At 55.4% G+C, this 12,305-nt stretch carries 9 protein-coding genes; 5 read left to right on the top strand and 4 right to left on the bottom strand.

Going from position 1 to position 12,305, the window contains the following annotated elements:
* Positions 1 to 41: 41 nt before the first annotated feature.
* Complete coding sequence (locus MUN86_RS05055; RefSeq protein WP_245122519.1) at positions 42 to 890, bottom strand: glycerophosphodiester phosphodiesterase; 849 nt, start codon at positions 888 to 890, stop codon at positions 42 to 44.
* A gap of 155 nt (positions 891 to 1,045) precedes the next feature.
* Here MUN86_RS05055 and tilS point away from each other — a divergent pair, with 155 nt between their 5' ends.
* From tilS to MUN86_RS05035, 4 genes are all read left to right on the top strand, one after another.
* Positions 1,046 to 2,374: a tRNA lysidine(34) synthetase TilS gene (gene tilS / locus MUN86_RS05050; protein WP_245122517.1), complete on the top strand. Its 1,329-nt coding sequence runs from the start codon at positions 1,046 to 1,048 to the stop codon at positions 2,372 to 2,374.
* A gap of 143 nt (positions 2,375 to 2,517) precedes the next feature.
* Entirely contained in the window at positions 2,518 to 3,459 is a 942-nt protein-coding gene (mdh, locus tag MUN86_RS05045) for a malate dehydrogenase (protein ID WP_245122514.1), read from the top strand.
* 118 nt (positions 3,460 to 3,577) lie between these two features.
* Complete coding sequence (locus tag MUN86_RS05040; RefSeq protein ID WP_245122511.1) at positions 3,578 to 4,210, top strand: macro domain-containing protein; 633 nt, start codon at positions 3,578 to 3,580, stop codon at positions 4,208 to 4,210.
* Between the two features lie 37 nt (positions 4,211 to 4,247).
* Entirely contained in the window at positions 4,248 to 4,949 is a 702-nt protein-coding gene (locus MUN86_RS05035) for a DNA alkylation repair protein (RefSeq protein ID WP_245122508.1), read from the top strand.
* 46 nt (positions 4,950 to 4,995) lie between these two features.
* Here the strand turns inward: MUN86_RS05035 and MUN86_RS05030 are convergent, their stop codons facing one another.
* The 3 genes from MUN86_RS05030 to mutL all read right to left on the bottom strand — a co-directional run bounded on the left by MUN86_RS05030 (position 4,996) and on the right by mutL (position 9,022).
* A complete protein-coding gene (locus tag MUN86_RS05030; RefSeq protein WP_245122506.1) occupies positions 4,996 to 5,880 on the bottom strand; it encodes a rhomboid family intramembrane serine protease in 885 nt (294 codons plus the stop codon).
* A gap of 107 nt (positions 5,881 to 5,987) precedes the next feature.
* Positions 5,988 to 6,785, bottom strand: a complete 798-nt coding sequence (locus MUN86_RS05025; protein ID WP_245122503.1) for a rhomboid family intramembrane serine protease — start codon at positions 6,783 to 6,785, stop codon at positions 5,988 to 5,990.
* Between the two features lie 191 nt (positions 6,786 to 6,976).
* Positions 6,977 to 9,022 carry a DNA mismatch repair endonuclease MutL gene (gene mutL, locus MUN86_RS05020; RefSeq protein ID WP_245122501.1) on the bottom strand — a complete coding sequence of 682 codons (2,046 nt, stop codon included), beginning with the start codon at positions 9,020 to 9,022 and terminating at the stop codon, positions 6,977 to 6,979.
* Positions 9,023 to 9,412: 390 nt separating this feature from the next.
* On the opposite strand from mutL, the gene MUN86_RS05015 reads away from it, so the two are divergent.
* Positions 9,413 to 12,295: a serine hydrolase domain-containing protein gene (locus MUN86_RS05015; protein ID WP_245122498.1), complete on the top strand. Its 2,883-nt coding sequence runs from the start codon at positions 9,413 to 9,415 to the stop codon at positions 12,293 to 12,295.
* Positions 12,296 to 12,305 lie beyond the last annotated feature (10 nt).

Genomic DNA, 12,305 nt, shown 5'->3' with positions numbered 1-12,305 from the left:
ATGGTTATAGTTGTTGAAAAGTTGCACACCGAAGGGTAAGGTTACTTCCGGCCTAGTAGTCTTAGCATAGTTGGCACATTGTCGACTTCAATAGCATCGGGTTGGCAATCGATAAGACGTTGGACAGTGCCTTGGGCGCGACCTCCAAACGTAACAACTTGTAGGCCTGCCGCGTGCGCCTGCGCTGTATTTTCCGGCGTTATAATATCTTTCTTCACCACAATAGCCTGTACTTTCTCTGCCTTGGCTACCTCCAACTGCCCCGCAAAATCATCGGTAATTTCCAGCCCTAGCGGCGTAGTGGGCAGGGCCTGGCGCAACGCCGCCAACGACGACGGGTTGATGGTAAGCACCAAAAGTCGATCGGGCGGCCAGGAGTAATTTTTCAAGAGTCTTCCTAAGGCGCGCGCCAAGGCTGGCGCACGGGCCAAGGGTTGGTCAGGGTTGCAGACGTTAGTTTCGTGCAGGTCGAAGTGCAGATACGGCAAGGTTGGGCGTTTGCTAAGCTTATCAAGCAGCTGTTGCAGCGTGATGGGGTGCTCGTCTTGCCACAGGTCATAAAACCAGCCAGCTTTGTACTCCAGCTTTTGCACCGCGGCGGCTGGCTGCTCGTAAATGCAGCCCGTGCCGTCGGTCATCGACTCCAGCTTTTGGTCGTGGTAGAGCATCAACACGCTGTCCTGGCTGAGTTGCACGTCCACTTCCACGCCGTCGGCGCCACGGGCCAGGGCCTGCTCGATGCCCCCTAGGCTGCTTGGGGGCAGCGGGTTGAACGGATTGAATGGCGTAAGGAAACCCGAACCGGCGTGCCCAATAACGAGCGGCTGTTGGCCGGCGGGCAAGGGCTTCGCGCCGGAGCCACAGGCTACCAGCACCAATGCCCAACTCATTGTTAATAATACGTACTGCAACCGGCGGCGGGAAAAGGGCATCGAGCTCCAACCAAACTCTTTCTTTCTACGATTCATCCTTGTCAGATTTCACATGCGTAACGCCCGATGAGGCGGCGTCCGTATTTTTGTGTTTCGCTTTACTGCTTTTATAAATGCTCGACCAAGTTCGCCAGTACATAGAAGAACACCATCTGTTCTCGCTCACCGATGATCCGCTGCTGGTAGCCGTAAGCGGCGGCCAAGATTCGGTGGTGCTAGCTGATGTCCTGCACCGGCTCGGTGTGCAGTTTGCTATTGCCCATTGCCATTTTGGGCTGCGGGGCGAAGAAGCGGATGCCGACGAGCAGTTTGTGCGCAAGCTGGCTAAGAAATACGACGTTCCCTACTTCGCCGAGTTCTTCCAAACCAAAGCCTTTGCCGAGCAGGAAGGCATTTCCACCCAAATGGCAGCCCGCGCTCTGCGTTACGAGTGGTTTGAGCGGTTACGTCAGACGCAGGGCTTGGCCTACATAGCCACCGCCCACCATCAGCGCGATGCTGCCGAAACCATGCTACTCAACCTCACCCACGGCACCGGCCTGGCAGGTTTGCACGGCATCCCGCCCAAAAACGGCTACCTCGTGCGTCCGCTGCTCGGCATCGGCAAACCCGAGTTGTTCGAGTATCTGGTGGAAAACCACTTGATCTGGCGCGAAGATGCTTCCAACGACAGCCCCGTGTACCAACGCAACCGCCTGCGCCAGGAGGTGCTGCCGGTGCTGCGCGAAATCAACCCCAACCTTGATCAGACGCTGCAATTCACGGCCGAACGGGTCGGCGGGGCCGAGGAAATCGTGCGCCGCTACGTGCAGGACACGGCCGCGCAGGCACAGCGCACTGAGGAGGAAGTAACTTACCTCAACATTGCCATGCTCCAACGCACGGCGGCCACTACACTCGTATTACATGAGTTGCTGCGGCCGTTCGGGTTCAGCTTCCCGGTGGTGAAAGACATCATTGCTTCCTTCCCTGCCGAGCCCGGCCGCCGCTTCGAGTCGCCAACGCACCGGCTGGTAAAAGACCGGGACCAGTTGGTAGTTACCCGTAAAGTCCTCACCAAGTTCGGCACCCACCAGATTCAAGCCGGCCAAGAGGTCTTGAAAATCGATGGACTGCACTTGCGCCTGGAACTGCACGAAGCAACTGACCTTGAGATTCCGCGCGGCAAAGCCGTAGCGGCCCTGGATGCTGATTTGCTGAAATTCCCGCTTATCGTGCGGCCCTGGCAGGAAGGCGACTGGTTTATGCCGATTGGGATGAAAGGCAAAAAGAAGCTGTCGGACTTCCTGATCGATCAGAAAGTACCGCTCAATCTCAAAGACAACGTGTTCGTGCTAGTTTCCGGCGACGGCAAAATTGCTTGGGTTATCGGCTTCCGTCCCGACGAGCGGTTTAAAGTGACCGAGAAAACCGAACGCGTGTTGGTAGTGAAGCGCATGTAAGCTGTGCCTAAATTGTTGATTTGTTGAAGGGTTCTAGGTCTGTTAATTCATTGTTCACCCAACCTCTTAACAATTCAACAATTTCCCCCTTCAACCCTTAGCTTTACGCTCGAACCCAAACCGTACACCCAATCCATCACTCGATGAAAGTTACCGTAGTTGGGGCTGGCAACGTAGGCGCTACTTGCGCCGACGTATTAGCCACCCGCGAAATCGCCAACGAAATTGTTCTGGTTGACATCAAAGAGGGCTTCGCCGAAGGCAAAGCACTGGACATCTGGCAGAAATCTCCCATCATTGGCTACGACTCCCGTACCGTAGGCGTCACCGGCGACTACAGCCGCACCGCTGATTCCGACGTGGTAGTTATCACCTCGGGTTTGCCCCGCAAGCCCGGCATGAGCCGCGACGACCTGATTTCGACCAACGCCGGTATCGTGAAAACGGTGACGGAGCAAGTGGTAAAATATTCGCCTAACGCCATCATCATCGTAGTAAGCAACCCGCTCGACGTGATGACTTATCAAGCGCACCTCACCTCGGGCTTACCCCGCGAGAAGGTGTTTGGCATGGCCGGCATCCTCGATACGGCCCGCTACCGCGCCTTCCTGGCCGAGGCGCTCAACGTAAGCCCCAAAGATATCCAAGCCGTATTGATGGGCGGCCACGGCGACACGATGGTGCCCCTCCCCCGCTACACCACTGTTGGCGGCATCCCCGTTACCGAGCTGATCGGTAAGGCCGAGCTAGACGCCATTGTGCAGCGCACAGCTGTAGGTGGCGGTGAGCTAGTGAAGCTGATGGGTACTTCGGCTTGGTATGCTCCTGGTGCGGCCGCTGCCCAAATGGTAGAAGCCATCGTGCGCGACCAGCGCCGTGTGTTCCCCGTGTGCATTGAGTTGCAGGGTGAGTACGGCATCAACGGTGTGTATTTGGGCGCACCAGTTATCCTCGGCAAAAACGGCATCGAGAGAGTAATCGAGTTGCAATTGAACGACGAGGAAAAGGCGGCCTTGGAAACTTCGCGTGGCCACGTAAAAGAAGTGATGGACGCGCTGGACAACATGGGCAAGGCTTCGGCCTAGTTCTAATTCGGCTTTAACTACAAACCGGCCGTCCCGCAGCAGTGGGGCGGCCGGTTTCCGTTTGTATAAGTATAGAGAAAGTCATGTATTTGCTACCTTGCTGGCTGAAAAACCCTTCATGCACTTTCACTTTATTGACGTTAACCAAGAAATTACGGATGCCTGGCAGCGAGTATTTGCCGACATCGACCAAGTAACAGTCCGGCACGGTTCCATCTTCGACTACCCGTGCGACGCCATCGTCAGTCCGGCCAACAGCTTCGGCTTCATGAATGGCGGTATCGATTTTGCGATTTCCAAACACCTAGGCTGGCACCTCGAAAAAGATTTGCAGCGCATTATCCGTGAGCAATTCTATGGAGAGTTATTAGTGGGGCAAGCCACCATTTTACCCACAGGTAGTCCCTTGTTTCCCTACCTGATTTCGGCGCCTACTATGCGCACACCCATGACCATTACGCGTGGGCCCAACGTGTATCATTGTATGAAAGCGCTATTGCTTCTGATAGAGCACGGCATGTTGCCTACTGGTGAGCCAGTAAAATCAAAAATTCAGATTATTGCCATTCCGGGTCTTGGCACCGGGGTCGGACAGGTACGGCCGCTGGTGTGTGCCCGCCAAATGCGCATTGCTTGGGAAGATGTGATGCATCAGAAGTACGCCACCAAAGCTGGTTGGGAAGAGTTGCGCTCCAACTACGCTTACTTCTATACCCACAACGAGTCGGATATAAAGTACAACATCAAGTAACTTCCGGCTTGCTGTTGGGCACCAAACTTCACTGCTAATGACCGCCGCCGGCCTCGAAGCTGCCTTGCATGCCCTAGCCGATCCAGCCCGCGCCATTTTACTTCAGCGTTTTTTTAAAACGAAACCTGGTGAGTACGGCGCCGGTGACCAGTTTCTAGGTTTAACCTTGCCGCAGCAGCGTCAATTGGCCCAACAATTCCGGGTGCTGCCCCTGGCTGAGGTAGAAAAGTTATTAGCAAGTCCGTGGCACGAGTCCCGGCAGACAGCACTTATTGTCTGGACACTTCAGTTTCCGAAAGCAGGCCCTGCCGGGCAGCGCGTTATTCATGAAAGGTATCTGGCGAATCGGCGCTTCGTCAACAACTGGAATCTGGTAGACATCAGCTGCCCGATGCTAGTAGGCACGTATCTGCTCGACAAGGACCGGGAACCACTGTATGAGCTAGCGGCCGAACCGCAGCTATGGAGCCAGCGCATGGCGCTGGTTTCCACGTTGGCCTTCATCCGAAAGAATCAGTTTGCCGATACCTTTCAGATAGCTACTCAACTCCTCTCCCACCCCCACGATCTGATTCACAAAGCCATGGGATGGATGCTGCGCGAAGTGGGCAAGCGGAATGAGGATGCCCTAGAAGAATTCCTAGCCGACCACCGGGGCCAACTACCTCGCACAGCCCTACGCTACGCCATCGAGCGGCTCCCACCCGACCGGCGCCAGTTCCACATGCGTAAAGTTTAGCGCCACAAAAAAGGCCAAGCAAACTGCTTGGCCGATTGAAACACAATTACTTTTGGCTGGCTCGGAATAGCTTTTGCTTTTCGTCTTTGGAAAGGCTTTCGTAGCCAGAGCGCGAAATTTTATCCAGAATGTTGTCGATGTCGTTTTGCTCGGGCTTCGGCATGGGGCCTTTCTTGGCGGAAGCCGTTGTGCTGCCGCCGCGGTGAGTTACGCGCAAGCGCGGTCGCCCCGAAAGCAAAGCTCCAACCCAGTCGCCAATGGCTTGCACGGGTGTGCCCAAGTCGCGGCCTCGTTGCAATTGCTTGATGTATAGGAAGCCTAGTAGAGCGCCGCCAAGGTGCGCAATTTCGCCGCCCGCGTTGCCTTTATCTAGGCTAGCTAGTGACACCAGCACTACTACGGCTGCAATGTATTTGATCTTAACCGGCCCAATTAGAATGACACTAAAGGTGTAATCGGGCAGCAGCGTCGCGGCACCTACGATGATAGCCACCACACTAGCCGAAGCCCCATATAAAATGGAAGGCCGGCCCTGAAAAACAGGCAGCAAATTAAAAGCCAGCAAATACAGCATCACGCCCGCCAGTGCACCCAACACATAGAGGCTAACTAGCTTTCGGTCGCCGAGATACTCGCGCACTAGAGAGCCGAACCAGTATAGGTTCAGCAGGTTAAACAAGATGTGAAAGAACCCAATGTGGGTGAAGCTGTAGGTGAGAAGCGTCCAGGGCCGAGTGAGCAGCAGCATGGGTTCCGAGGGCACAGCAATCCACTCCAGCACCAAACCCTGGCGACTCGAGCCAGTGGTAACGAACATAACTGCACCGAACAGTATCAATACGACGAACACTATCGCATTAATCAACAGCAGCTGATTGAGCGCATTGTCGCGTCGACTGAAGGCAGTACGGATATCGTTGATAAAACTCATGAGAAGAGAAGCTTAAAACAAAGAGCGCATGTTTCGGCAGGTGTGCTGGCGTGAGTTTTACTTACGCCTAAGGTCGGAAAGTTGTCCACCAAGCAGCGACACTTCACTTAACCATAATGGGTACCGTTCCGTTGCCAGATTTTCAACACGATAAAGCCAATCAACATTCCGCCCAAATGTGCAAAGTGCGCCACATTGTCGCCGGGCGTTTGGTGCAAGCCAGCATATAGCTCATAGGCAGTGTAGAGGAAAACAAACAGCCAAGCTTTGATAGGAAACGGGATGGGAAAGATGAAAAGAGTCTGCTGCGGAAACAAGTAACCAAAAGCAAACAACACCGCAAACAAAGCCCCCGACGCACCCAACATCCCAGCTACTGGGCTGTTCACCGACTGGTCGTATATAGTGTCTACGGCCTCTGTGGCCATCGAAACCAGCTTCTGGTCGTTGGGGGTACGTTGGAGTTGGGCGGCAACCTGTTGGTAAGATTCGCCAGCGTTTGGAAGATGTTCGCGGAAGAAGTCGGCGAAGGCAACCCCTGAGGGCTCCTGGTGAAATGCCATGCGGTCTACGTTCATCTGGTACAGCTCATAATTGCGCACTCCCTCGTAAAGCACGCCTGCTCCTACACCACAAATCAGCCAATACGTCAGGAAACGCTTAGGCCCCCACACGTCTTCCAAAGAAGCCCCAATGAACACCAAGCCCAGCATGTTGGACAACAAGTGCCCGATACCACTGTGCATGAACATATACGTCACAAACTGCCATGGCTTGAAATACACCGAGCCAATTGGGTACAAGGCCCCCATCACCGTAAGTTGAGCGCCAAGCTGGCTTTGCAGGAAGAACACCAGCACGTTGATGATAAGCAAGGTGCGGACAGTAGGGGTAAGTCGGAACATGAATGGCTTGGTTGAGTCGCTGAGGTATGCTGGGTTATTGGGAGTTCATTGCTGCTAACGCATTGACTGGCTCTTACGCTGATTGAGGCGATTTGGCCGGACTACCTGAACAGTCCGTCAAATCACCGTCTTTTCAACGGTTGTCTGCTCGAATCAGCGCGTTATACTCGGTAAAATCTCACTTAACCTACTCAGCGCGTAAAGAAGGCTTGCAGCTGGTTCATTTCTAGCATTACCAAGGTCCGGCGGCCGTCGGGCGTGTAGCCGGGTATTTGGCAAGCAAAGAGCCGATCCACTAGGGCCGTCATTTCAGTGTCGGAGAGGCGGGCGGTGGCGGCGGTAGTGGCCACGCGGCGAGCCAGCGCGCGGGCCATTTGCTCGCGGCGCTCTAGCTTAACCGGACCCGCGCTGTTGCGGAATTGCTCGATCAGGCTTTCTAGCAATTCTTTTTCGTCGCGGGCGGGAACCTCGGCCGGAATGCCTTCTACAGCAATTGTGTTCTTACCAAAGTCTGAGAACCGGAACCCTAGCGCACGTAAGGCTTCCTCTACTTCTCGCAGCACAGCAAAGTCCTGGGGCGAGAAAGTGACCGTACGCGGAAACAACAACGTCTGGGACGTGCCTGTTTCGCGCTCTAAATCCTGGGCATATTGCTCGTAGAGAATCCGCTCCCGCGCTGCCGCCTGATCAATCAGCATCAACCCCGACTTAACGGGCACCAGCAGGTACTGCTGATGGAGTTGCAACACCTTGCCGCCGGTGCTGCCACTGCTTTCACGCAGGGGTAACTGAGGCGGCGCAGCAGGCGTTGCGGACGGTAGTACGGGCGCAGGAATAACAGGCGGCTTAGCGGCCACTGGCTCCGGAGCCTCTGCGGCAGTTTGCGCAGCCGTGAGGGCCGACGCCGACGGAACCGGTACCCCAATGGCCGTAGCCTCGCGCTCTACATCGGGCACGTTGACTTGGCTTAGCGACTTATAGAACTCCTCTAGCTCGCGCTTGGCTTGCTCGGTAGGCCGGGGCGGTACCTGCCGCTCGTACGCATCGGAGCGTTGAGTGCCGCTAGAATTGCTGTTGCTAGTGCGTGGCTCCCGGGGCGCCGGCTGTGCTGCCTGCGAGGCCGCCGACGCCAAGGCATCGGGCCGGAAGTTGTTCGGGTCAAAGGTGCTTTTCTGGCTACCTCCTAGGTTTAGGGGCTGAATGGGCGCAAAGTTCACGTCGCCCTCGAAATCCAAAGAGGGCGCCATATTGTGCAATCCCAACGACTGCTTCACCGCGGCGCGCACAATGGCGTACACCGTTTTCTCGTCCTCGAACTTGATTTCGGTTTTGGTAGGGTGCACGTTGATGTCAATGGACTTCGGGTCGAGGTCCAGAAACAGCACGTAGAACGGGTACGTGTCTTTGGGCAGCAACCCCTCGTAGGCCGTCAGCACAGCGTGGTTGAGGTAGGCCGAGCGAATGAAGCGGTTGTTGACGAAAAAAAACTGGTCGCCACGGCTTTTCTTGGCCGATTCCGGCTTGCCAATGAAGCCCCGGACGGTAATGAACGGCGTTACTTCTTCGCATGCTGCTAGTTGCTCTTTATAGCCGTTGCCAAGCAAGCTCACAATACGCTGGCTCAGCTTGCCCGACGGCAGGTTGAACACTTCGAGGTCGTTTTGAAACAGCGAAAACGCTATCTGCGGATTAGCCAAGGCAATGTGCTGAAACTCGTCGAGGATGTGCCGCATTTCCACGGCATTGCTCTTGAGGAAGTTACGGCGGGCCGGCACGTTGAAAAACAAATTTTTCACGCTGATGCTGGTGCCATCGGGGCACGCTACGGGTTGCTGGCTGGTGATCTGCGAGCCTTCCACGAGTAGCAGCGTGCCGGTGTCTTGGTCGCGGGGCTTGGTGCGCAGCTCCACCTGAGCTACGGCCGCAATAGAAGCCAGCGCTTCGCCCCGGAAGCCGAGCGTGCGAATACGGAACAAATCGTCGGTGGTCCGGATCTTACTGGTAGCGTGGCGCTCGAGGCTCATGCGGGCATCGGTGGCACTCATGCCCGCCCCATTGTCGACCACTTGAACCAGCTGTTTGCCGGCATCTTTGATAATAAGTTGAATTTGGGTAGCGCCCGCATCGACGGCGTTTTCGAGCAGTTCTTTTACTGCCGAGGCCGGGCGCTGCACCACCTCACCAGCCGCAATTTGGTTGGCCAGATATTCGGGAAGCAGCTGAATTATGTCGGCCATGCCAGTGGAAGAAAAAATGTACGAAAGGTGAAAATGAACACGTTAGTCTGTGGAAAAATTGCATTACGGCGGTGCTTCTACATCCAGCCACCAAAATTTATCCGTAGATTTGCAATCAACATTCGTGTGTGAAGCGTTGTTCGGACTCCCGAATCAAGGCTTTGGGAAGAGTAGTAGAAAGGATGCCGCGGCCCCGTCTCATCGACCGCCGGATGATCTGATCCGCTCTCTTTTTCTTACACGGATTTAGGCAAAAGTAGGGCGAATTCCGCTTGCTTTCAACCAGAGTATATCACGCCAGAATTATCAAGGGAGCCGATGCTCAAGGATTTTCGGATTAGACTCTTACTGTTGCTTTTGGCCGCGACGGGTCTACTCATAACATCGGCAGTGCCCTACGACGATGTCGCCCGGCCCCGGTCAGTAGCCGAGCAAAACTGGGTGGATAGCGTGTTCACCTCGCTCACGCCCGATCAGCGCCTCGGCCAACTGTTTATGGTGGCCGCTTACTCCAATAAGGACAAGCGCCACGCCCAATCCATCGAAAACCTGATCCGCAACCAGAACATTGGTGGGCTGATGTTTTTGCAGGGTGGGCCGCGCCGTCAGGCAGCCCTTACCAACCGCTACCAAGCTGCCGCCAAGGTTCCGCTCCTGATTTCGCTGGACGCCGAGTGGGGCCTCGACATGCGCCTGGATTCGAGCATGCACTTCGCCAAGCAAATGACGCTGGGCGCCATGGACGACGACCAGTACGTGTACCAGATGGGCCGCGAAATCGCCTTGAAGATGAAGACGCTCGGGGTGCACATCAGCTTTTCGCCGGTGATGGACATCAACTCCAACCCCGACAATCCCGTCATCGGTAATCGGTCATTCGGTGAAGACAAAGAACAAGTAGCCAAGCGCGGCATCCAGTACTTACGTGGCCTCCAAGACCACGGCATTATTGCTGTAGTGAAGCACTTCCCTGGCCACGGCGACACTGATGTGGATTCGCACGTTGCGCTGCCCGTCATCAACTCCGACTTGGCCCACCTCACCAACGTGGACTTGTACCCCTTTCAGCAGGCCATTCAGTCGGGCGTGATGGGCGTGATGGTGGGGCACCTCTACATGCCGCTCTTCGATACGGTACGTTCGGTGAGTGCTACCGTATCGCGCAACCTCGTCACGGGTTTGCTGAAAGAGAAGATGGCCTACAAAGGGCTGGTTTTCACGGACGCGCTCAACATGAAGAGTGTATCCAACCTCTACAAACCGGGGCAACTAGACGCCCTAGCCCTGCTGGCCGGCAACGACGTACTGCTCTTCTCGGAGGATGTGCCAGTGGCTTTGACCAAGATAAAGGAAGCCATTGCTGCCGGTACCATCTCGCAGGAAGACGTAGACCAGCGGGTGCGCAAGATTCTACGCGCCAAGTTTTGGGCCGGCCTCAACCATATCCAGCCCATCGATGTGCGCAACCTGATGACCAACCTGAACCGGCCTCAAAGCCGAACGGTGGCGCAGGAAATTTTCGAGCACGCCACTACTGTCGTCAAAAACCAAGACAACCTTCTCCCCTTCCTACGTCTCGATACATTGCGCGTAGCCACTGTTACTATTGGCGCGGGCACAGGCAGCACGTTAGGCGAAATTATGGGCAAGTACCAAAGCGGCCCGGTGTATCCGGTGCCCAACCGCTACGCCCCGGACACCACCTTTGCCCGCTTGCTGCCACGTTTGGCTCCTTACAATACGGTGGTTGTGACGCTGCACAACATGAACAACACGCCCACCCATAACTACGGCATTGGGGATGGAGCGCTCAAATTCATCAAAGAGCTTCAAGCCAACCCAAAGATTAAAACGGTAGTGGTAGCCATGGGCAATGCCTATGCGCTGAAGTATCTGGATAGTGCGCGCACGTTGGTTTGCGGCTATGAAGACACCTACGCAGCGCAGCTCGTGGTGCCGCAAGTGCTGTTTGGGGCACTGCCCGCCAAAGGCCGCCTGCCCGTAACCGTCACGCCAGAGCTGAAAGCCGGCACTGGCATCCCAACTCCTGACCTGCGCCGTCTCCGCTATGCTACACCAGAAAGCGAAGGACTCGACTCGAAAGTGCTGGCTCAAATCGATAATATTGCGCTGGAGACGGTTGCGTACGCAGCAGCTCCCGGCTGCCAGGTAATTGTGGCTAAGAATGGGGCCGTAGTATTCGACAAAAGCTACGGGTACTGCACCTACGACAAGACGCAGCCGGTAAACGAGAGTACCTTGTACGACCTAGCCTCTGTGACCAAAGTAGCGGGCACCTTGCAGGCCATCATGTACCTTAAGGACCAAGGCACCCTGAATCTGGACAGCAAAGTATCGTCGTATCTGCCTGAGCTCAAGCAATCCAACAAGAAGGACATGACAGTACGCGAAGTGCTGTTGCACCAAGCAGGTTTGAAAGCGGGTATTCCGACTTGGGAGAAAACCATAACCAAGACCGGGCCGAAGCCCACTTTTTACGCCAGTACTAGCGCTACGGGCTTCCCCAACGAAGTAACGCCTTCCCTTTTCAGCGTCCAGACTGCTGAAGATTCGGTGTGGCTGTGGGTGCAGCGCTCCAGCTTGTTGCCAAAAGTAAAAGGCAAATATCCGGTTGAGTACAGCGACTTAAGCTTTATCATCCTGAAGCGGGTAGCAGAAAAGCTGCTCAATCAGCCCATCGAGAACTTCTTGGATCGGCAGTTCTACAAGCCGCTGGGCTTGGGCACGATGACCTACAACCCGCTGGCCAAGTTTCCGCAGTCGTGCATTGCGCCCACCGAAAACGACACGTATTTCCGTCGTACGCAATTGCAAGGCACCGTGCATGACCAAACGGCGGCTATGATTGGTGGAGTTGGCGGCCATGCGGGTTTGTTTGCCAATGCCAACGACTTGGCGATTCTGATGCAGATGAACCTGCAAAACGGCCGGTACGGTGGGCGCAATTACTTCCAAGCGCCGGTCGTGACAGAGTTTGCGCGCAGCACGGTAGCAGGCAATCGGCACGGCTTGGGCTGGGACCATGGCGACCCAAGCAAGCCTGAGGGCCCGACTTCTAACCTCTCGCCGGCCAGCACGTTTGGACATACAGGCTTTACGGGTACCTGCGTTTGGATGGACCCCGAAAACAAAATCCTCTACATCTTTCTTTCCAATCGGGTGTACCCCGACGCTGGCAACAACAAGCTGCGTCAGTACAACATTCGCACCCGTATTCACGACGTTATTTACAAGTCGCTACTGAAATCATGATTTGTTGTCT

Source organism: Hymenobacter volaticus (assembly GCF_022921055.1).
Lineage (GTDB): Bacteria > Bacteroidota > Bacteroidia > Cytophagales > Hymenobacteraceae > Hymenobacter > Hymenobacter volaticus.
Note: the sequence above shows the minus strand (reverse complement) of the source record. Positions and strands in the feature narration are given on the sequence as shown.

Coding starts and splice junctions, on each gene's coding strand:
- mutL (WP_245122501.1), bottom strand. CDS start 9,022: ATGGCCGACATAATTCAGCTGCTTCCCGAATATCTGGCCAACCAAATT.
- mdh (WP_245122514.1), top strand. CDS start 2,518: ATGAAAGTTACCGTAGTTGGGGCTGGCAACGTAGGCGCTACTTGCGCC.
- MUN86_RS05025 (WP_245122503.1), bottom strand. CDS start 6,785: ATGTTCCGACTTACCCCTACTGTCCGCACCTTGCTTATCATCAACGTG.
- MUN86_RS05055 (WP_245122519.1), bottom strand. CDS start 890: ATGAGTTGGGCATTGGTGCTGGTAGCCTGTGGCTCCGGCGCGAAGCCC.
- MUN86_RS05030 (WP_245122506.1), bottom strand. CDS start 5,880: ATGAGTTTTATCAACGATATCCGTACTGCCTTCAGTCGACGCGACAAT.
- MUN86_RS05035 (WP_245122508.1), top strand. CDS start 4,248: ATGACCGCCGCCGGCCTCGAAGCTGCCTTGCATGCCCTAGCCGATCCA.
- MUN86_RS05040 (WP_245122511.1), top strand. CDS start 3,578: ATGCACTTTCACTTTATTGACGTTAACCAAGAAATTACGGATGCCTGG.
- tilS (WP_245122517.1), top strand. CDS start 1,046: ATGCTCGACCAAGTTCGCCAGTACATAGAAGAACACCATCTGTTCTCG.